This window comes from Aquimarina sp. Aq78 (genome assembly GCF_900299525.1).
Lineage (GTDB): Bacteria > Bacteroidota > Bacteroidia > Flavobacteriales > Flavobacteriaceae > Aquimarina.
The window spans coordinates 784,929-807,212 of the sequence record NZ_OMKA01000029.1 but is presented as its reverse complement, the minus strand read 5'-3'; the positions used below and the strand labels follow the sequence as shown (position 1 = coordinate 807,212).

Sequence of the window (22,284 nt, the reverse complement as noted above, 5' to 3'; positions counted from 1 at the left end):
ACGTTTTTTTTGTAATCAATTTTATAAAATGTTATACCGTTGCAGTAACTACGGGTACCACTCCAATTTTCTTTTTACCAAATCTAACCTTTATACGATGTACAATAAAGAATAAACAGGGTACAATAATTAAAGTTAAGAATGTAGCTATAATCAATCCATATATAACTGTCCAGGCTAAGGGCCCCCAGAAAATTACATTATCACCACCTAGATATATTTTGGGATCTCCGGTACTGAATAAGGAGAAGAAATCTAAATTGAATCCGATAGCTAGTGGTATTAATCCTAATACAGTAGTAATTGCTGTTAATAATACTGGTCGTAAACGCGCTTTACCACCTCTAATAATAATTTTCATTACCTCGTCATTAGGTAGTAGCTCTTTCTCCATTACATTATGTTCTACTTTTTTACGATCTATCAGTAACTGCGTATAATCGAGCAGAACTACCCCATTGTTTACAACAATCCCTGCCAATGAGATAATACCCATCATTGTCATCATAATCACAAAAGAAGCTCCCGTAACTAATATACCTCCAAACACTCCAATAAAACTCAAGAAAATAGCAATCATAATAATGGTAGGTTTAGAAATAGAACTAAATTGAAATATAAGAATCAACATAATAAGTCCTAATCCAGAGAAAAATGCTCCCATTAAGAAAGCCATCTGTTTACCTTGTTCTTCTATCTGACCTGTATAATCAATCTTCACTCCTCTGGGTAACGTTATAAAACTAGCCATCTCGGTTTGAATCTGAGATACAATTGCTCCTGCATCAGTGAACCCTGGTTGTAAACCAGAATATACCGTTACTACTCTCTTAGTGTCTTTATGTTTTACAGCACTAAATGAAGAAGTGTTTTTTTGTGAAGCTACGGTAGAAACAGGTATTTCTTTTAGTTTCCCTGAAGGATCTCTAAAAGTGATATTTTGATTAAAGAGTGCACTGGTATTGTATCGGTTATCTTCATTAAATCGAACATAGATGTCATAATCTTCACCTTCTTTTTTGTATACACCTGCTTTTTCGCCAAAAATAGAACGACGTAGTTGATTCCCTACCTGACCGGCAGAAACTCCTAATCCTCCTGCTTTTTCACGATCAACAACAACTTGCATTGCAGGCTTACCTTTATTAACGTCAATTTTTAATTCCTCGATACCGGGGATGTTTTTTTCATTAATAAAATTACGCATCTGTTCTGCAATAGTAATCAACTCATCATAATCGGGACCTTCGATTTCAATATTGATAGGATATCCGGCAGGAGGACCTACAGGGTCTTTCTCGACAGAGATAGCTACACCAGGATAAATTCCTTTTAAAGATTCTTGTACTTTTTGACGTAACACTTCAGAATCTTTTCCTTTTCTATATTTAAATTCTCTCATTGTAGCCGTAATCTTTGCTTTATGAGGCATTTCGGCATTACTTCCCCCATCGGTCTGAGGGTTTCCTGCACCTTCTCCCACTTGAGAGACCGCAGATTCTACAAGAAAATTATGATTCTCACCTTCTAAATATTCTGATTCATTGATGACAGCATAAACACGTTGCTCAATTTCTTTAGTGATAGCATTAGTTTTATCTATATCCGTTCCTTGAGAATATTCTACATAAACCACAATTTGATTTGGCTTGTTATCCGGGAAAAACTCTACTTTGGTACGCTGACTTCCTATAGAACCACCAAACATGGCAAACACCACAAATAGTAAAATAAATGTCCCAAAGGTAAATCCATACGCTCTCCAACCTTTTAAAGCATAGCTTAAAAAGCGTTGGTATTTATTTTCAAGCCAAGCAAGGATTCTTTTTTGGAAAAAATTGGCAGCACCTTTTAGTACATATTTATATACCCAAAACATAACAGCAGTAAATATCATAAGACTACCTAATCCACTTACGGCTCCTCCAAATATTAGTATAAAAATCCCGATACCTCCTAAAATGATGCTTAATCGAATCAATTGTTTTACGGTCAATACTTTTTCGCCAACTTCCATAAATTGTGAAACCAGCATAGAGTTAATGAATATTGCGACGAACAGAGAGGATCCTAATACCACCGATAATGTAATCGGGAAATAGATCATAAACTGCCCCATCACACCAGGCCACATTCCTAAAGGAACGAATGCTGCTACTGTAGTCAAAGTTGAAATGATTATCGGAAATGCGATCTCTCCTATACCTTTTTTGGCAGCTTCTATTCGAGACATCCCTTCTTCTTCCATCAAACGATACACATTCTCTACTACTACAATACCATTATCTACCAACATTCCTAATCCCATGATTAATGCAAAAAGAATCATTGTGTTCATCGTATATCCCAGAGCAGAGAGAATCATAAAAGACATAAACATAGACATTGGTATTGCAAACCCAACGAATAATGCATTTCTAAAGCCTAAAAAGAACATCAGAACTCCAACGACCAGAATGATACCAAAAATGATATTATTAACCAGGTCACTTACTTGGTTTTCAGTTTTTTCAGATTGATCATTTGCTACTGTAATCTCTAAATCCTTTGGGAACACATTTTCTTTAGCTTCGTCAAGAATTCCATTTATTTTTTCTACAGCTTCGATCATGTTTTCTCCAGAACGTTTCTTTACATCTAGCATCACTACATTATGACCAAATTCTCTTGCGTAGGTAGTTTTATCTTCTTCTTTAAAACTTACTTTAGCAATATCTCTAAGGTACACAGCTCCGTTCTGAGATTTTACCACAAAGTCGTCTAATTGAGAAGGACGATCAATTTCTCCCAGTATTCGTATTGTACGCCTTTGCCCACTAGCAATCATGTTTCCTGCAGACATAGTCATGTTTCCATTACGAATAGTATTAATTACATCGTCAAAACTCACTTTGGCAGCCATCATTTTGTAGATGTCTACAGCAACTTCTACTTCTTTTTCTTGAGCACCTCGAATATCTGCTTTTTTGATTTCTTTAAGATCTCCTATTTCGTCTTCAAGATATTCTGCAAATTCTTTTAGTTTACCTACCGGATAGTCTCCCGAAATATTAATATTCATGATTGGAGTTTCCTCAGAAATACTCAAATCAAAAACATTAGGTTCTACTTTAGCGCCATTAAAAGTAGGCCAGTCTTCATTTGCTGTCTCAGAATCTACTTCGTCTTTTACTTTTTGCTTAGCAGCAGGCACAGAGAGTTTTTCGTCAAATTCTACAGTTATAATAGCATAATCTTCTTGCGAAGTCGATAGAATCTCTATTACGTTACTTACACTTTTTAACTTATCTTCTAATGGATCTACAATTAAACGTTCAATGTCTTCTGCAGTATTTCCTGGATAAGGAACACTAATGTAAATTTTGGTTTCATTGATTTCAGGAAAATTTTCTCTGGGCATAGAGAAATATGCAGAAAGTCCCAAAACCAAGAATATGCCAATCATTACATAAATAGTAGTTGGATTATTTATCGCCCAAGACGATAACTTAAATTCCTTATCTACCTTTTTCTTGTTAACTTCCATAGATTGTTAGTTTAAAATTTTAACTTTCTGACCATCTTTTACACTTCTTGCACCTTCACTAATAATAGCATCTCCATTATTAATACCTTCTGTGATCTCTATAAGGTCTCCTTGTGTCTTCCCTGTTTTTACAATTACTCTTCTGGCTTCAGCTATATTCTGACCATCTTTTCCAGAGGTAACATAGGTATATTGATCTCCTTCTGCATTTTCAGAAATAATACTTTGTGGTATAAGGATCGCTTTTTTATTAGTATAATCATTGATTTTCACCTTGGCCGTAAGGTTAGGTTTTACAGTTCCTCCATTTGAAGGAATACCAACTTCTACCATAAAAGAGCGATTGTTTGGATTGATATAATTTCCTACTTGACGAATTTTTGTGTTAATTGTTTTTCCGAGAACCGGGAAATATACTTCTACATTCTTACCCATAGTAACACTTGGGATGTAACGTTCTGGCACTTCGGTTTCAATATACATATCATCCAAGTTAACTATACGTATCAGTGCTGTTTGCCCTGGAGAAACTACACTTCCTTGTTCTGTAATCACATCATCAATAATTCCAGAAAACGGTGCATTTACAGTTGTTTTGGCTAATTGGCGTTTGATCTGATTTACTACATTTTGCTGTGCTTCAAAATTTGTTTTAGCTTCGAGATATTGAATTTCTGAACCAATTTTTTGTTCCCAAAGTCTTTTTTGACGATCAAAAGTGGTTTTAGCTAATTGTGCTTGTACTTCTACTTGCGACAATTGCTGACCTAATCCACCATCATCAATTCTGGCAAGTAATTGACCTTTGGATACTTTTTGCCCTTCTTTAACATAAACTCTGGTCAGGATCCCACTCATCTCAGGATATAGAACTAAATTTTTCTTAGTTTCTACATTTCCTTGTAACTCCAGGTAATGATTAAATAGCGTATCTTTTGCCGTAATTGTGGTTACCAAAGGAAGTTTTTTTACAGAATCCAAAGAGGCTATTGCTTCATCTAATTGTTTTAATTGATCAGCAACGGCTTGTTGTTTGGCTGCTATTTCGGTTCTTTTGGCACGTATTGCTTGTAGGTTACCGTCTTCTATAATTTTATCGATAGACTTTGTATCATTTTGTCCACATGAAATGATAAGAAGTGATATAGATAATATGGTAAGTATCTTTTTCATAATATGGTTAATTATTATTTGGTGTATTTAAAATCGTTTCTAGTTCTGCCTTTTTGTTGATGATGTTAAGCATAGTATTCAATACTTCATTCTGAGAAGAGTATAATTGTAATTGCGCTTGTCTTAATTCAAAACTAGAGGCAAGACCTTCTGTATATTTAATCTGATTTTTTTTCTCAATTCGCTCTGCAAGTGTGAGGTTTTGCTTCGAGGTATTATAACTTTCTATCGAAAATTTGTAATCACTTATGGCAGTGTCATACTTAAGTTGTATCTCTCGTTGAATTCTTAAGAAATCGGTTCTTGATTGTTCATCAGCTATTTTGGCTTGTTGTGTTCGGGCACTTCTTTTTAAAGAACTGAAAATTGGAATATTAAGACTTGCTCCTAAAATAGATGATTGAAACCAACGTTGATCACTGTCTAAAAAGGTAAAAGAATTGCTATTAGCTTGTGTACCGTAATTAACAAAAGCAGACAGAGAGGGGAGTGCCCTACTTTTTTCTAGTTTTAACTCCAACCGCGTTTGTTCGGTAAGAAGATGTGCTAATCTGTAATCTATATTATTTTCTATGTTAAATGGTTTGGCGATAACAGACTGATCCATATTTTTCAAAGCAAGACCATCCAGGTCATCAGAAAGTACGATATTCGAATCGACAGGTACTCCAAGAGTTAAGTTAAACATTTGCATGGCGATTTTTTCTAACCGTTCTGCGTTACTAAGCTGATTTGTAATCTGTAATAAAGTAATTTGTAGTTGTTCTACATCTTCTTCTTCTGCCAGACCATTCTCAAAAATCTTTTTTGTTTCCAGGTAATTTTTCTCTAGAGTAGAAACATTATTTTTAAGGATCTCAACACTTTCCTGAGCGACAAGTACGCTTCCATAAGCGTTGATAACACCTTTACGTACTTCGAGTTGGGTCTTTTCTTCAACATCATTGTTATATTGTAAAAAACTCTTTGCAGCTTGTAAACCAACCAAATATGATCCGTCAAAAATAAGTTGACTTAGAGTTGCTGTTGCCGATGCTTGCTGTTTTGTTCCAAAAACTACAGGGACAAAAGTTCCCGGATCTCCGCCAGTAACTTCTCCTGGTAATAGCGAAACAGGTTGTTTTAATTGATTTTGATAATCAATCGATGCATTAATTTGAGGAAGACCATCTGCTGTGGTTTCCCATTTTCTTTTAAGTGCTTTTGCTACATCGCGTCTTGCATTAATAGATTGATAACTGTTTTCTAATGCGAATTCTATCGCCTCATCTAGTGTAAAGGAATATGAAGAATTTGCTGGTGGCTGTTGGGCTAATATTGTGGTTGTAAATAACCAACCCAGACAGATTAACCAAAGGTTGTTTCTCATAGATATTACTCTTTTATTAGTAGATTGTTTAAAATTGTTAATCCTTTTTCTGTTGCAATGCCCCTAACATGATATTCCAGATAATCTGCCATAAGCTGAGTTATAGGAAATTTTTGCATCGGAAACATTTCCTGATCCTTAATTCCGATCATTCCATTAAAATATATTCTTGAAATAAATTGGATGTCTATATTTTTTCTAAAAACCTCCTTTTTTATTCCTCTATCCAAGTTTTCAATAACACACTCTTGCATAACCTCGAATTGTTTAGCTTTAAGAGTCTTGTATATCTTTGGGTAGTATTTTTGAAGTTGATATTGTGGAGCAGTTTTTTCATTTTTCAGATGATGCATCACAAAGGCTTTGATTGCATATAACTCTTCGATAGGCCCATTTTTTTGATCTACAATAGTGTCTATTCCATTAGATATAATACAAAACAAATGATCTGTGGTAGCTTTTACTAATTCGGTTTTATTTTGAAAATGAGTATAAATCGTCTTCTTAGAAATACCCATCTCTGTAGCAAGATCATCCATTGTGACACTCTTAAAACCCAAATTCAAAAACATGTCATTAGCTTTTTCTATTATTTTGTCTTTCATTAAAGGGATTCTTATTTTTTGGCCAAATGTACATCCGGAAACTTTAAAAACAATAAAAGTTTCCTGGGTTTCACAAATTTTTAACATTATGTCAAATTTTGATTAATAAAATGTTTTAGATATGTGATTGTAATTAGCATCAGTTTTTTAAAAAGTTTCAATTACTTTAGCATAAAAAAATACTGTGCACACAATTTCTGATTATCAGAGGTATTTTTTAGAATATCTATCTAAAAAAACGATAACTAAAGAACCCAAGAATCTTTACGAACCTATATCTTATATTCTTAATCTTGGTGGTAAACGATTACGACCGATTTTGGTATTAATGACTTCCGAAATTTTTGGAGGATCCTATAAAAAGGCTCTAGATGCGGCATTAGCAATAGAAGTTTTTCATAATTTTTCATTAATTCATGATGATATCATGGATGATGCTCCTCTTAGACGAGGCAAGGAAACTGTTCATGAGAAATGGGATATAAATACTGGAATTCTTTCTGGAGATGCGATGTTGATTAATGCGTATCAATTATTTGAAAATTATGAAGGAAACACTTTTAGGGAGTTGGCCAAACTATTCACGAAGACAGCGATAGAGGTATGTGAAGGACAACAATATGATATTGATTTTGAAACCAGAGATGATGTAACTATTCCCGAATATATCAAAATGATCGAATATAAGACGGCGGTTTTAGTTGGTGCGGCAATGAGAATGGGAGCTGTTGTAGCGAATGCTCCAGAAGATTGTAGGTCTTCAATATATGATTTTGGAAGATTATTGGGATTAGCATTTCAACTTCAGGATGATTATTTAGATGCTTTTGGTGATCCAAAAACCTTTGGTAAACAAGTAGGAGGAGATATCATCGAGAATAAGAAAACTATTTTATATCTAAAAGCTTTGGAGTTTGCAAGTGAAGATGAGCAAAAACAATTAAGAGAATTATTTTCTCTTAGCCCAGATGATCCATCTCAAAAAATAGATATCATAAAACATCTTTTCGAGACCACTGGAGCAAAAGATAAAACACGATTAGAGATTGAGAAATATACCAATAAAGCATTTTTAGTTTTAGAAAATCTCTCTATTGCAGAAGATAAAAAAGCGATATTGAAATCGTTTGGAGAAAAATTAATGAATCGAAGTGTCTAGTAAATATAGTCTTATTACTGCAAAGCAATTAATGGATGAGGTCTCTAATTCTGATCTGTACCCTCAATTCCTGATGCAGTTACAAAAAGACTTGAATCGTGCAGGGATTGATTATGATATCAAAAGTAAGGCTCCTGAGAATTTGTTTTCTGAAGTAGTGTACTTGCTTATTGAAAAATTGCAGAATGCTTTTAATGAGTATCTTAATTTATTGTATGCCGTAGATGTCTCTGAAGCTGAAATAAGAAACCTGGATTCTGAAGATAGTGTTGATATGGCTGAATATGCTACATATTTGATTCTAAAGCGAGAGTGGCAAAAAGTTTGGTACAGAAACAGAGGATGAGGTCATAATTATCAAAAAATTATCTAGATGTAAAATAGAATATTGGATAACAGGAAATTTTAAATATATGAAGTTATATAGTAGTGTTTTTTTGTTTTTTGTCTTAACCTTTAACTATGGCCAGGAGATTTCTCAAGATAAAATGAACGCTTCTTATGAAGAGTTTTTGAAAGAAGTTAGTAAAAAAGAAAGGGATACTTTGATTAAACAAGTATCTAAAAGGTATAATTGTTCAGAATATTTCTCTGGGAATATTTATTATTATTATAAAAATGATCAATTAAAATTGATAAAACATATCTATAAACAAAACTGGGATAATAGTTTAGAATATTACTATATAGAAAATGATACGCTACGGTTATATACAACCTTTACCGAGATTATTAGAGCTAATACTCGTTATACCGAGAGTGAAAGAGAAGCCTCTTTTTCGATGGAAAAAGTGTTAGATGTTACCGAGAATCGATCATTTTTAAGCCAAAATCGTATTGTAACGTGTCATGAAAGACAGGATATGAAAAAACAATCAGAGTGGGATCAAGATTTTTTTAATACACTTAGTTTTAAAAAAGTAGATTGCACTACAGATATTGAAGATCTACGTTATAAATATAGAATACTTCGTAAAGCAGAAAAAAAACTCGTGAAATATGGTGGAAAGCCATATGGTTGTATTTTTTATTTGTGGTAAGACAATCTTTAGAAAAATACACCTACGAATGGAACATAGGCATTTCCGTATATACTTTTATCCATATCATAAAGGAGATCATAACGAATTCCAACACTAACATTGCCTATGCGATAACCTGCACCAATAAATAATGACGGGTACCAATACTCTTCTTTGAGATCTACTGTGTTTTCAATTTCAAGAGTTCTCGAAACTCCCATTTCCTGAAACTCAAGAGAGAGACGAATTTCTCGTATTGGGCTATAAAAAGCGAGTAAACTTCCTCCATAATTGGTTGCAGTAAAATTATTGGATTCGATATATCCAAAACTAATTCCTATTCCTGCAGCAAATTGTTCATTAAAATTATACAACGCTGATGGTTCGATTACTCCACTAAAAGTATCATTACCAACACCGATTCCCAGATTGCCTCCAAAACTAACGTTGGACCAAAAATCATTGTTTTGAGAATAACTTTTTTGTAAGGAAAATAGAATTGAAAGAACTAAGACAACGATTTTAATATTTTGATGAACATTTACTTTCATTGTTAATTTTATGAAAAATTATAAGATAAATATAAATAATTCGATACCTAATATACCGTAATTATTGTATTTTTGTGGCGTTTTATTATTTAAAAGACAGTTGAATACTTACATATGGATAAATATTCATTTTTGAATGCGGCTAATACCGCATTTTTTGCAGATTTATACGATCAATATTTACAGAGCCCTGATAGTGTAGAACCCAGTTGGAGGGCATTTTTTCAAGGGTTTGATTTTGGGTTAGAAAGCGCTAATAGTTCAGGAGAGACTATGTATGTTGATCAAGCACCAGGTGAAACTGTTGCCATCCCCCAAAATGTTCAAAAAGAATTTCAGGTAGTTCGATTAATAGATGGATATAGAACTCGAGGGCATTTGTTTACCAAAACAAACCCTGTAAGAGAGCGAAGAAAATATATCCCAACATTAGCTTTAGAAAATTTTGGATTAAGTCAAGGTGATCTTAATACGGTTTTTAATGCGGGAGAAATTATTGGGATAGGACCCAGTACGCTAAGTAATATTATTGTTCTTCTAGAACAAATATACTGTGATTCTGTTGGTATCGAATATATGTATATTCGTGACCCCGAAGAACGAGAATGGATACAAGCTAGGGTTAATTTTAATACCAATAGAACTAAATTCTCTGTAGAGCAAAAGAAACATATCCTTAGGAAATTAAATCAAGCAGTTTCATTCGAAAGCTTTTTACATACTAAATATGTTGGGCAAAAACGATTCTCTCTCGAAGGAGGAGAATCTCTTATTCCTGCCCTTGATGCATTGGTAGAAAAGGCTGCCAATTTAGGAGTAAAAGAATTTGTAATGGGTATGGCACACCGTGGTCGTTTAAGTACACTTACAAATATTTTTGGAAAAAGCCCAAAAGATATCTTTAGCGAATTTGATGGGAAAGACTATGAAGAAGCAGTATTTGATGGAGATGTAAAATATCATCTGGGTTGGACTTCTAAACGAGAATCGGATTCTGGAAAAGCAATTAATATGAATATTGCTCCAAATCCATCACATTTAGAAACGGTAGGTGCCGTGGTAGAAGGAATAACCAGAGCAAAACAAGATACACATTATAAAGAAGATATTTCTCAGGTATTACCAATAGTAGTTCATGGAGATGCGGCTATAGCCGGACAAGGACTAGTTTATGAGATTGTTCAAATGGCTCAGCTAGATGGATATAAAACCGGAGGAACTATACATATAATAGTAAATAATCAAATTGGGTTTACCACCAACTATCTGGATGCACGTTCATCGACATATTGTACTGATGTTGGCAAAGTTACCTTATCTCCTGTTTTACATGTAAATGCAGATGATGCAGAAGCAGTAGTTCATGCAACTAATTTTGCATTAGATTTTAGAATGAACTTTGGTCGTGATGTATTTATAGATTTACTTGGATATCGTAAATATGGACATAATGAAGGAGATGAACCACGCTTTACCCAGCCTAAGTTGTATAAGGCTATTGCCAAACACAATAACCCGAGAGATATTTATGCAGAAAAACTGATTTCTGAAGGTATTATAGATAAAGAGCATGTTGCAAAACTTGAAAAAGAGTATAAAGCATCTCTTGAAGAAGAATTAGAGGATTCTCGTAAGCTGGAAAAAACTGCGATAACTCCATTTATGCAGGATGAATGGGCTGGTTTTGAAAGAGTACAAGAAGATAAAATGATGGAAGTAGTTGATACTTCTTATCCAAAAGATAAACTTACCGAAATAGCAGAAGTTATTACCAGGCTTCCTTCGGATAAAAAATTTCTTCGTAAAATAGAGAAAATAGTAAATGACCGACATAAAAGATTCTTTGATACAGACCAATTAGACTGGGCGATGGGAGAGCTATTAGCTTATGGTTCTTTGTTAAAAGAAGGATATGATGTTAGAATGAGCGGGCAAGATGTAGAACGAGGAACGTTCTCGCATAGACATGCTGTTATCAAAGTAGAAGATAGTGAAGAAGAAGTAGTACTACTAAATAATCTAAAAGGAGATCAGTCAGATTTTTATATCTATAATTCATTATTGTCAGAATATGGAGTAGTAGGATTTGATTATGGGTATGCGATGGCAAGTCCAAAAACATTAACTATTTGGGAAGCACAATTTGGAGATTTTAGTAATGGTGCACAGATTATGCTGGATCAGTATATTTCTTCTGCAGAAGATAAGTGGAAGTTACAAAATGGTTTGGTGATGTTGTTACCACATGGTTATGAAGGACAAGGAGCAGAACACTCTTCGGCTCGTATGGAGCGATATCTTCAACTTTGTGCAAAAGATAATATGTTTGTAGCAGATGTAACAACACCTGCTAATTTGTTTCATTTGTTACGTAGGCAAATGAAAGCAAAATACCGTAAACCTTTAATTGTATTTACACCAAAGAGTTTGTTACGTCACCCTAAAGTACATTCTTCTGTAGATGAATTTGCTGATGGAAAGTTTCATACGGTATTAGATGACCCCGATGCAAAAGCGACAGCTGTAAAAACACTGGTTTTTTGTACTGGTAAATTCTATTATGATTTATTAGAGGAAAAAGAAAAACTAGGAAGGAAAGATGTTGCTTTGGTAAGAATAGAGCAATTATTCCCTTTACCAGCCGCAGAAATGGATGCTATGATTAAAAAATATAAAGCAGATGAAGTGGTTTGGGCACAAGAAGAACCACGCAATATGGGAGCGTTAAGTCATATGTTAATGAATTATGATGAAGCAAAAACATTTAGATTTGCAAGTAGAAGATCATATGGAGCTCCTGCAGCTGGGAGTGCAACCAGATCTAAAAGAAGACATCAACAAGTAATTGATTACGTATTTGATAAAACAAAGAATAATCAAAGAAGATAAAATTTAGTAAATAAGTAAGTATAGTTAAAAATTTCCGAAGGAAATTATACAAAGGATAAATTCAGAATTATGGCTTTAGAAATGAAAGTCCCATCACCGGGAGAATCTATTACAGAAGTAGAAATAGCTCAATGGCTTGTTGAGACTGGTGATTATGTCGAAAAAGATCAGGCAATTGCCGAAGTAGACAGTGATAAAGCAACCTTAGAATTACCCGCTGAGGTAAGTGGAGTTATCACACTTATGGCAGAAGAAGGTGATGCGGTAGCAGTAGGTCAAGTAGTGTGTCTTATTGATACAGAAGCGGCCAAACCCGAAGGTAGTACTGCTAAATCAACTCCTGCTAAAGAAACTCCAAAAGTAGAGGAGAAAAAAGAAGAAACTCCTGCAGCTCCTGCTAAGACAGAAACATATGCTACAGGAACCGCTTCTCCTGCAGCTAAAAAAGTACTTACCGAGAAAGGTATAGATGCTAGTCAGGTAAAAGGAACAGGCAGAGACGGGCGTATTACTAAAGCTGATGCATTAGATGCAAAACCAGCATTGGGAACTCCTGGACTAGGAAGTAGGGGAGAGTCGCGTCATAAATTATCAATGCTTCGTCGTAAAGTAGCAGAACGTTTGGTTTCAGTTAAAAATGAAACAGCTATGCTAACCACGTTTAACGAAGTAGATATGCAACCTATTTTTAACCTTCGTAGTCAGTATAAAGAAACATTTAAAAGTAAACATGGAGTAAGTTTAGGATTCATGTCTTTCTTTACTCTTGCATGTGTACGAGCATTAAAAATGTACCCATCTGTAAACTCGATGATCGATGGTAAAGAAATGATTTCTTTTGATTTTCAGGATATTAGTATTGCGGTTTCTGGCCCTAAAGGGCTAATGGTACCTGTGATTCGTAATGCAGAAAATCTAAGTTTCAGAGGAGTAGAATCAGAAGTGAAACGATTAGCAATTCGAGCACGTGATGGTCAGATTACTGTTGATGAAATGACAGGAGGAACTTTTACTATTACTAATGGTGGAGTTTTTGGTAGTATGTTATCTACACCAATTATTAATCCTCCACAGAGTGCTATCTTAGGGATGCATAATATTGTAGAGCGTCCAATTGTAAGAGATGGACAAATTGTAGTAGCACCTATCATGTATGTGGCATTATCTTATGATCATAGAATTATAGATGGTAAAGAATCTGTAGGATTCCTTGTAGCGGTAAAAGAAGCATTAGAGAACCCAGAAGAATTACTAATGGATAATAATGTGACTAAAGCTTTAGAGTTATAATAAAGCATTTTTTAGTATAAAACAAAAGCGCCTCAGCTATATAGTTGAGGCGCTTTTGTTTTTGGAAATTTAAAATAGAAATCTGTAAGTTATGTCATCCTTATTTTGATAATGATTGATGATACTATAGTTAATACTCCTATTGCAATTATTGTAATATCTACTTCAAAAAATTGAGCCATAATAATTGTCAATAATGCACCAAAAGCGTAACCTAAATCTCTCCATAATCTAAAAACTCCTATACTTTGAGCTCTTTGACTGGGGTGTGTAAAACTTGCGATGGCAGATAAAAAGGTTGGGTATACAATGGCAGTTCCCGCTCCTAAGATCGACGAAAGTATAAGGAATTGAATAAAAGATGATGCCCAAAACATCAAAATTAATGCTATGCCTTGTAACGCCATCCCTATAAATAACATTATTTTTTTGTTGTAGTGATCAGATAATTTTCCAGTTACTAATTGTCCGATACCCCATATAGCGGGATATATAGCTACAATGATTGCGATGTTTTTTAAGCCAAAATCTCTACTGGCCAGGATAATTGGAAGTACTCCCCAGATCATGCCATCGTTTAGGTTGTTAATAAATCCTGCTTGTGAGATAGATCCTAAATTATTGTCTTTCCATGTAGTGCCCCAAAAAATGTTTTTAAGAGGTTTTATGTCATTTATTTTTGTTTCTGCTGCAACGTGTTTTGCGGTATCTTTTATAAAAAAAATGCTAATCAATAAACCCAATACAACAAAACCAATACCCTGATAAAATGGATACGGGCGTAAACCATATTCAGAAGCGATCCATCCTGTAGTAAATGCAACAAGAGCAATAGAAAAATATCCAAAAGACTCATTAAGCCCCATGGCTAATCCACGGTGTTTTTCTCCTACTAAGTCGATTTTCATTACTACGGTACTAGACCAGGTTAATCCTTGATTAACTCCTAACAATACGTTGGCAAAAATAATCCAGTTCCAATGTTGAGCATGGATTAAAATAAACGGAATAGGAATAGCTATTAACCACCCAATAATTAATAGATTTTTACGTCCTATACTATTTGCTAATACTCCTGTAAAATAATTGGTAAAGGCTTTTACAGCTCCAAAAACAATTATAAATGATAATACTGTAGAGGTGGCGATAATTGAGAATTCTTCTTCTGCTAGTTTTGGAAGTATAGTACGTTCTAATCCTACCATTCCTCCAACAAAGGCATTTACAATCAACAAAAGTGTAAATTGCCTCCAGTTTTCTTTCAGTCCTAGTTGTATGTTTTTTTCTTCCATTTGATTATAATTAACTTGTTGAAAAAGAAGATTAAGAAATGGCACAACGATTTGCACCTGCTTCCAGTTCAATTAAATCTGCTCCTTTTACACTTCCTTTTATATTTAGCTTTACGATTTCTTCATAATTTGGCGGAGTTTCAGGAATTTTTTGCAGTAGGCTATCAATAAAATCTTCTTCATTAAGTTGTAATACATTCACATTGTTATTTATGTCTTCGAGACTACTACATACCATGTTATTATCAAATGAAACAGGGTGACTAATATGACCAGGGTAAACAATAAGTGAGTTTTGAAGTGTAACTAATATTTGTAATGATTGATATAGTAAACTGGCCTTTCGCTTTGCGATTTCTTTTGTAGCTTTTAAGTCTGGTCTTCCGACACCTGTAGTAAATAATGTGTCTCCAGAGAATAGGGATTCATTATTTACCAAGTAAGAATAACTTTCATGTGTATGTCCGGGTGTATGAATTGCTTCTAGTTTGGCATTGCCAAAATTAAGAATAGTACCATCTGTAATTGGCTCGAATTTATACGTTACTATATTTTGATCGGGAAGTAGTAAAATAGCATTGGATTTCTCTGCTAAATGTTTTCCTCTCGAAAAATGGTCTGCATGGATATGAGTATCTATAACATATTTTATTTTCCAATTATTTTGTTCAGCGATATTGGTATAAACCTTAGCATCTATAGAGGCATCAATGATAATTGCTTCTCCATTATTTTCTAGGATATAGGATAGGCAACCTTTTCCTGTTCTACGAATTTGAATGATTGCTGTTTCTTTGCTGTCTTTTGTTTGTGCTGTATTCCATGCGGTTGTCCATTCACGCATTCCGCCTTCTAAAGAATATGCTTTTATTCCTCTCTCTTGAAGTTGTTCTGCGGCTATTAAACTAGTTTTTCCTGCGCTACAAACGGTTACAACTGGGATATTTTTGGAAAAATTAATATCTGAAAATAGATTTTTTTCCCCTGCTTTTAGTTGAGTATAGGCATCTACAAAATCACTCTCAGGAATTTTCCACTCTTCCCGTTCTTCTTTTGGTCTTACATCTAAAATTTGAATAGGAACCTTGTTTTCTAATAAAATTCTGAGGTCTGCTACTTTGATCGTTTTTGTGTTTTTTAAGTTCATCGTATTTTTTTTTAGTTAACAGGTAACCCTTTTTGTTTCCACTCTAAGACTTCTTCCTGAAGACGAATTGCATCATAGCCGTTTTCTTGTAGATATTGAACTGCTTCATCTGCAAAAACACATAAGGGGCCTCTGCAATAGACTATTATTTGTTGGTTTTTGGGTAACCGGGTTATATTATCTTTGAGCAATTCTATGGGTATAGATTTCGCATTTGCGATAGCTTCTTTTTTAAATTCTTTTTCAGGCCTAACATCTAAAAAGTATAAGTCATCAAAATTATTATTTGCTACTATTTCATCAATGTTGATAGAGGATACTGCTGCGAATTTCTCTTGTTTAAAGTTTTGCAGAGTTGCTTGTATTTCGAGACTGTTTTGTAGGCTAAAGCTCTGTAGAGAATTCCAAAGAGTATACACATTTTTGTTGGATAAGGAATAAATTACATAATGCCCATTCTTTGTGGTTTTAAGAAGTTTCACCTTTTTAAGTACTTGTAGATGTTGTGATGCGTTGGCGATTGATACTCCTATCTCATCTGCAATTTGCTCTACAGAGTAATCATCTTGAGATATAAGATTAAGGATCCGAAGTCTATAGGGATTAGCTAGAGCTTTTGCAACATTAGCAATCTCTTGGTAAATACTGTTTTTAAATTCTTGCTTATTCATTATTCATTCAATTATTCAACAAATATATTGAATAATTGAATATAAATAATTTTTTAACACATTTTTTTGATAATCAGCTGATTGTAACTCGATAAAAAAGAGAGATTAATTTATGTTTTTTGCTGGTGTGTAAGTCAGTTAAGAGATAATTATATTGATATTTAATGAAGGTATATTCAATTTTATTGATTTAGGAGTTTAGCAGCTTTTGATATGTTTATAGATAGCTTCTTGCATGGTGTTGTTAACATCTTAAAGTAAAGGTTGCAAATAGGCATGCGAACTGTTGTGTGGAGTTTTTAATTTGCTAATGTTTTAATGTGTTTCCCTAAAAACCAATTCTTTTTTATGTTTTTTAAATTTCCAATATTTCTTTTCTTTTCAAGATGTGATTTTCCCTTGGTTGAATATGCTAAAAAATAAATTACATTTCGAAAATCAGATTGACTATCACAATCTGGAGCTTGAAAAATTATTGTTCCGTCTTCGTGACATTCTATAAACTCAATCTCTCCAAAAATATTAGTGCTAATTTTATTATTTGATTCAGTTAATGATAAAATAGGCCTATAGTATGGTTCATTGCTATTCATATTTAAATTCAAATTATGAATTTCATTCAGAGCCTGCTCATATAAATCAGAGTTCTTTTCAAAATCAATTTTACAGGGTTCAGATGAACAGCTTGAAAGAGAAATAATTATGATTAATATGTAGAATGTTTTTTTCAATTGTTAATTTTTTAAATTACACACAACATAGAGGTGTGTGTATTTCAACTACTGTTATAAAATCATTTCATCATAGGGAAGTATAGTATCGTATACTTTTTTCTTAAAGTATTCCATTTCTGAAGAATTTCCGGTAACCAAAACAAAATCTCCACCCCAACCCCCAAGACTTTTAATACTACCAGGATAATCAGGAAATAAGGTAGACTTTACAGTGGGAGTTTTAATAATTTTAGAAATAATTTCTTCGTGTAAATTTATTAGTGTCTTAAACTCGTCTAGAGTAGAACAGTCCAATATTTTAGAAGTAATTTTATTTATTGCTACTTCGGCATTATCAAAATCTTTTAAAGGTAATGCCTGATAGTGTTTAATAGAAGCTTTACTATCCTGCTTTTGATTTAGGTAGACAAAAAAAATATTTTCTTTAAAAGGAGGGTCAAAACTAGCAGTTTTTACTGTAGGGTTACCTTCATTACGTTTGTATAAAATAGGAGAGTCATGTTGTGCACATGCAATATCATATCCACTACCTCCAAAGCTTTTTTCAAGTAAAGCAAATGCATCTACTTTTGCCCACTGTGCAATGTTGTTAATTAATGTAGAAGAAGATCCAAGTCCCCACTGTCTATGAAACTCTAATCTGCTTTCGATACGATATCCTTTTCCAGGGGAAAGAAAATTAGGATTTAATTCTTTTGCGGCAGTAAGAATATCAATAAGAATAGTAGAGATGTTATTTTCTTTAATATTATCCTGAGTAGACTTAAAGGTATTACCTTCTAAGATTAAACTAGTCTCAAACCAACAGTTTCCCTCTTCATCAAAGCTTTTCCATATAATTTGAGGAACATCACTTTCTTCAATTAATAACCATTGTCCTTTTTTTGTTGGTATAGCTAAAGCGCATGCTCCATCCAATACCAAATATTCGGCTGTAAGCAATAATTTACCATGACTATAAAAGGATTTTTTCATTTAAGCCCTTAGTTTTTCAATCTGTGTTACTACTTCATTATGGGTAACAGCATTTGTTTCAAAATATTTTATAAGCTGTTTTTTTTCGTCTTCTGTGGCTTTAAATTGATTAAGGATATTCATCAGGTGCATTTTCATGTGCCCCTGTTGGATTCCTGTTGTAATCAATGAATTTATGGCTGCAAAATTTTGAGCAAGCCCTGCTACAGCTGTTATTTCCATTAATTTTTTGGCATTAGGTTTTTCGAGAAGTTGCAATGCCAATTTTACCAAAGGGTGAAGTGAAGTTAAACCACCAACAGTACCTAGTGCAAGAGGTAATTTAATAGAGAAAGTGAAAACATCATTTTGTATTTCGGCGTGAGTAAGACTGGTATATTTTCCATTTCTTGATGCATAAGCATGTGCTCCTGCTTCGATTGCTCTAAAATCATTCCCTGTAGCTAATACTACTGCATCGATACCATTCATGATTCCTTTGTTGTGTGTTACTGCACGGTAAGGTTCAACTTCGGCAATGCGTACTGCTCTCACAAATTTTTTGGCATATTGTAGAGAAGAAAGCGATGGAGTGCTGGGTAAATCTTTTATATCGCAAGATACAGAAGCTTTTACCAAACACTGCGGAACATAATTGGAGAGAATACTCATAATAATCTCAATATCTTTTTCGGTAGTAGAAAAACTTTGATATTCTTTTGCTTCTGTAATCATTGTTTTTGCAAACTGTTCCAGGCAGGAGTTAATAAAATTAGCTCCCATAGCATCAACAGTCTCAAAAGTGCAATGCAATTGGTAATAGTTATCAATTTCTGTTGTTTTGTCACGAATTTCTATATCAATTACTCCACCACCTCGTTTTTCCATATTCTTAGTTATATGGGATGTAGATGTTAATAGCTTGGATTTAACTATAGAGAAAAATTGTTGCAGTTTTTCAGAATTTCCGACATATGTAAAATGTATCTGTCCAACTTTTATAGTTGACAACACTTCGGCCTTAAAACCACCACGTGTTTGCCAAAATTTAGCAGCTTTACTTGCTGCAGCAACCACAGAACTTTCTTCGATGGTCATAGGTAGCGTATAACGCTTATCATTAATAAGAAAATTTGGTGCTACCGAAAAAGGTAGGTAATAATTAGAAATAGTGTTTTCGGTGAATTCATCATGAAGCTGTTGAAGTCCCTCATCAGAATTCCAATAGGTTACTAAAGTGTCTACTGTATTTTGATCATCATTAAAATGGTGTTTTGCTAACCATTTGATTTTATCAGCTTTAGAGAGTTTAGAAAACCCAGAAACTACAGGTGCCATTATGTTTGTTGTTATTAGTGGCTTCAAATATACTATTCTGTTTTGTCATACACATAGCTAAATGATTTTTGATATATCAAAAGCATTACTCTAGATATGTTGATTTGGATATGAAATTGAGAAATAGAAATTTTTTAAGATTAATGTTTGAGACAATAAACAGGTGTAAATGATTGTTTTATGATCCTTGTGTTGATTAGTAATTGCGTAAATGTAATTGTTTGCAAATAATGAAATTAGCAGGCAAAACTCAAGATGTTATTGATAATATGATAAAAAAAACACGTATGATTTTATGATTTTATTGTATTTAACAGCAATTGTTGTATTTTTCACGGATTTTTGAGTATTCTTGGCGTCAACAATTTTTAAAATTACATCATATGAAAATTACAAAATTGTTTTTTACGATTACAATTTTTATAGGTCTTGTAGCATCAGCACAAGACAAAGCTTTTACTTTGCAGGAAATCTGGGGAGGAACTTTCAGAACAGAAGGGTTGCAATCATTGCATTCTATGAAGAATGGGACAGAATATTCAGTTATAGAAAAGGATGCAGTTTCTGGGGCAATTAATATTGAGGTCTATTCATATGAAACTGGTGAAAAAGTAAGAACCTTAATAAGTACTGCTTCTATTGATGACCTATCTACGTTTCAAGGGTATTCTTTTAGTAAAGATGAAAATAGAGTTTTACTTTCTAGTGAGCTAGAGCAGATATATCGTCGTTCTTCCAAAGGGATTTATCATGTTTATGATGTTCCTTCTAAAGGCATTTTTAAAGTCAGTGATAAAAAAATACAATCTCCTATGTTATCGCCAGATGGAAATAAGATAGCATACATTCTGGATAATAATATTTATATGCTAAATTTTGTGACCGGGCAGGAGGTGCAATTAACAGATGATGGTAAGAAAAATGAAATAATCAACGGAATTACAGATTGGGTGTATGAAGAAGAGTTTTCGTTTGTTAGAGCCTTTGATTGGAGTGCGGATAGTAACAAAATTGCGTTTTTACGATTTGATGAAAGAGAAGTGCCTGAGTTTTCTATGGATGTTTATGGTAAAGATTTATATCAAAAACAAGAGGTTTTTAAATACCCTAAAGCGGGAGAGAAGAACGCAAAAGTCTCCCTGTATGTAGCAGATATTAGTGCAATGGCATTAGATCAAATTAAACTAGGTGATTATAAAGATTTTTATATCCCTAGAATAAAATGGACAGCAAATCCAGATATTTTGAGCGTACAGGTAATGAACAGGCATCAAAATAATCTGGATTTAATTTTTGTAGACGCTAAGACCAAAGCTGCAAAAGTCGTACTTAATGAAAAAGATGATGCTTATATAGATATTACAGATAATCTTACATTCTTAGAAGACAATAGCTTTATATGGACTAGCGAAAAAGATGGATATAATCATATATATCATCATGCAGCAACTGGTGCATTGGTAAATCAAGTTACCAAAGGACCTTGGGAAGTAACTAGTTATTACGGTTATAATAAAAAGAATAAAACGATATACTATCAAAGTGTAGAGAACGGAAGTATCAATAGGGATATTTATAGTGTTACTTTGGATGGAAAAGATAAAAAGCGATTAAGTCAAAAAGATGGAACTAATGACGCAGACTTTAGTGCAGATTTTAGTTTATATATTAATTACTTTTCTAATGCGACTACTCCTTATGAATATTCGCTAAATGATGGCAAGACAGGAAAAGTTGTTCGTGAAATCAAGAATAACAAAGGGCTACTAGAGAAACTGGCAAAATACGATGTAAGACCAAAGGAGTTTTCTACGATAGAAGTTAATGGAGAACAATTAAATACCTGGATGATCAAGCCCAAAGATTTTGATCCAAAGAAAAAATATCCATTGTTTATGTATCAGTATTCTGGACCAGGATCTCAATCGGTAAAGAATTCCTGGCATAGAGCAAATGATTATTGGTATATGATGTTGGCGCAACAAGGATATATTATTGTTTGTGTTGATGGTAAAGGAACTGGCTTAAAAGGCTCCAAGTTTAAGAAAGCTACTCAAAATGATCTAGGAAATCTAGAGGTTCTGGATCAGATTGCTGCTGCAAAGCATTTTGGAGCTTTAGAGTATATAGATGCATCCCGAATTGGGATCTGGGGATGGAGTTACGGAGGTTTTATGTCTAGTAATTGTTTGTTTAAAGCTCCGGATACTTTTAAAATGGCAATTGCTGTGGCTCCGGTTACAAGTTGGAGATTTTATGATACCATTTATACGGAACGATATTTGATGACTCCTCAAGAGAATGCAAAAGGATATGATGATAATTCGCCTATTAATTTTGTTAATGGATTAAAAGGAAAATTCTTATTAGTACATGGTAGTGCAGATGATAATGTACATGTTCAAAATACAATGCAATTGGTTGAAGCATTGATACAAGCAAATAAAGATTTTGATTGGGCAATTTATCCCGATAAAAACCATGGAATTTACGGTGGTAATACTAGATTACATTTATTCAATAAGATGACTAACTTCATTAAAAACAACTTATAATTAATTAAA

At 33.5% G+C, this 22,284-nt stretch carries 17 protein-coding genes; 6 read left to right on the top strand and 11 right to left on the bottom strand.

The annotated features are described in order from the left end of the window. Positions 1 to 31 precede the first annotated feature (31 nt). The 4 genes from DG435_RS22835 to DG435_RS22820 are packed head-to-tail and all read right to left on the bottom strand — an operon-like array spanning position 32 to position 6,760. Entirely contained in the window at positions 32 to 3,526 is a 3,495-nt protein-coding gene (locus DG435_RS22835) for an efflux RND transporter permease subunit (RefSeq protein WP_106794259.1), read from the bottom strand. A gap of 6 nt (positions 3,527 to 3,532) precedes the next feature. After that, positions 3,533 to 4,699, bottom strand: coding sequence for an efflux RND transporter periplasmic adaptor subunit (locus tag DG435_RS22830; protein WP_106794258.1), 1,167 nt, complete (start codon positions 4,697 to 4,699; stop codon positions 3,533 to 3,535). Positions 4,700 to 4,706: 7 nt separating this feature from the next. Further along, a complete protein-coding gene (locus tag DG435_RS22825) occupies positions 4,707 to 6,068 on the bottom strand; it encodes a TolC family protein (protein ID WP_106794257.1) in 1,362 nt (453 codons plus the stop codon). A 5-nt stretch (positions 6,069 to 6,073) separates the two neighbouring features. After that, complete coding sequence (locus tag DG435_RS22820) at positions 6,074 to 6,760, bottom strand: TetR/AcrR family transcriptional regulator (RefSeq protein WP_369872386.1); 687 nt, start codon at positions 6,758 to 6,760, stop codon at positions 6,074 to 6,076. Between the two features lie 97 nt (positions 6,761 to 6,857). Here DG435_RS22820 and DG435_RS22815 point away from each other — a divergent pair, with 97 nt between their 5' ends. The 3 genes from DG435_RS22815 (at position 6,858) to DG435_RS22805 (ending at position 8,872) form a co-directional block, all read left to right on the top strand. Then, a complete protein-coding gene (locus DG435_RS22815; RefSeq protein WP_106794256.1) occupies positions 6,858 to 7,832 on the top strand; it encodes a polyprenyl synthetase family protein in 975 nt (324 codons plus the stop codon). After that, positions 7,825 to 8,178, top strand: a complete 354-nt coding sequence (locus DG435_RS22810) for a hypothetical protein (protein WP_234387158.1) — start codon at positions 7,825 to 7,827, stop codon at positions 8,176 to 8,178. Before DG435_RS22815 ends, DG435_RS22810 begins: the two co-directional genes overlap by 8 nt. 67 nt (positions 8,179 to 8,245) lie before the next feature. Then, positions 8,246 to 8,872: a hypothetical protein gene (locus DG435_RS22805; protein WP_106794255.1), complete on the top strand. Its 627-nt coding sequence runs from the start codon at positions 8,246 to 8,248 to the stop codon at positions 8,870 to 8,872. 8 nt (positions 8,873 to 8,880) lie between these two features. On the opposite strand, the gene DG435_RS22800 is transcribed toward DG435_RS22805, so the two are convergent. Beyond that, positions 8,881 to 9,405: an alpha-ketoglutarate decarboxylase gene (locus tag DG435_RS22800; RefSeq protein WP_106794254.1), complete on the bottom strand. Its 525-nt coding sequence runs from the start codon at positions 9,403 to 9,405 to the stop codon at positions 8,881 to 8,883. A 114-nt stretch (positions 9,406 to 9,519) separates the two neighbouring features. Here DG435_RS22800 and DG435_RS22795 point away from each other — a divergent pair, with 114 nt between their 5' ends. After that, the gene (locus DG435_RS22795) at positions 9,520 to 12,294 is read left to right on the top strand and encodes a 2-oxoglutarate dehydrogenase E1 component (RefSeq protein WP_106794253.1); all 2,775 of its coding nucleotides are present in this window, start codon (positions 9,520 to 9,522) and stop codon (positions 12,292 to 12,294) included. Positions 12,295 to 12,363: 69 nt separating this feature from the next. Beyond that, positions 12,364 to 13,584, top strand: coding sequence for a 2-oxoglutarate dehydrogenase complex dihydrolipoyllysine-residue succinyltransferase (gene odhB / locus DG435_RS22790; protein WP_106794252.1), 1,221 nt, complete (start codon positions 12,364 to 12,366; stop codon positions 13,582 to 13,584). A gap of 89 nt (positions 13,585 to 13,673) precedes the next feature. Here the strand turns inward: odhB and DG435_RS22785 are convergent, their stop codons facing one another. From DG435_RS22785 to DG435_RS22760, 6 genes are all read right to left on the bottom strand, one after another. Beyond that, positions 13,674 to 14,876, bottom strand: a complete 1,203-nt coding sequence (locus DG435_RS22785; RefSeq protein WP_106794251.1) for an MFS transporter — start codon at positions 14,874 to 14,876, stop codon at positions 13,674 to 13,676. A 31-nt stretch (positions 14,877 to 14,907) separates the two neighbouring features. Further along, positions 14,908 to 16,023, bottom strand: a complete 1,116-nt coding sequence (locus DG435_RS22780; RefSeq protein WP_106794250.1) for an MBL fold metallo-hydrolase — start codon at positions 16,021 to 16,023, stop codon at positions 14,908 to 14,910. An 11-nt stretch (positions 16,024 to 16,034) separates the two neighbouring features. After that, complete coding sequence (locus DG435_RS22775; RefSeq protein WP_106794249.1) at positions 16,035 to 16,694, bottom strand: ArsR family transcriptional regulator; 660 nt, start codon at positions 16,692 to 16,694, stop codon at positions 16,035 to 16,037. Positions 16,695 to 16,993: 299 nt separating this feature from the next. Then, positions 16,994 to 17,425 (bottom strand): hypothetical protein, encoded by a 432-nt coding sequence (locus DG435_RS22770; RefSeq protein WP_106794248.1) that lies wholly within the window; start codon positions 17,423 to 17,425, stop codon positions 16,994 to 16,996. A gap of 54 nt (positions 17,426 to 17,479) precedes the next feature. Continuing rightward, positions 17,480 to 18,403 carry a GYDIA family GHMP kinase gene (locus tag DG435_RS22765; RefSeq protein ID WP_106794247.1) on the bottom strand — a complete coding sequence of 308 codons (924 nt, stop codon included), beginning with the start codon at positions 18,401 to 18,403 and terminating at the stop codon, positions 17,480 to 17,482. After that, positions 18,404 to 19,720 (bottom strand): hydroxymethylglutaryl-CoA reductase, degradative, encoded by a 1,317-nt coding sequence (locus DG435_RS22760; protein WP_106794246.1) that lies wholly within the window; start codon positions 19,718 to 19,720, stop codon positions 18,404 to 18,406. Positions 19,721 to 20,103: 383 nt separating this feature from the next. Between DG435_RS22760 and DG435_RS22755 the strand changes: the two genes are divergently transcribed. Beyond that, complete coding sequence (locus DG435_RS22755; protein WP_106794245.1) at positions 20,104 to 22,275, top strand: S9 family peptidase; 2,172 nt, start codon at positions 20,104 to 20,106, stop codon at positions 22,273 to 22,275. Positions 22,276 to 22,284 lie beyond the last annotated feature (9 nt).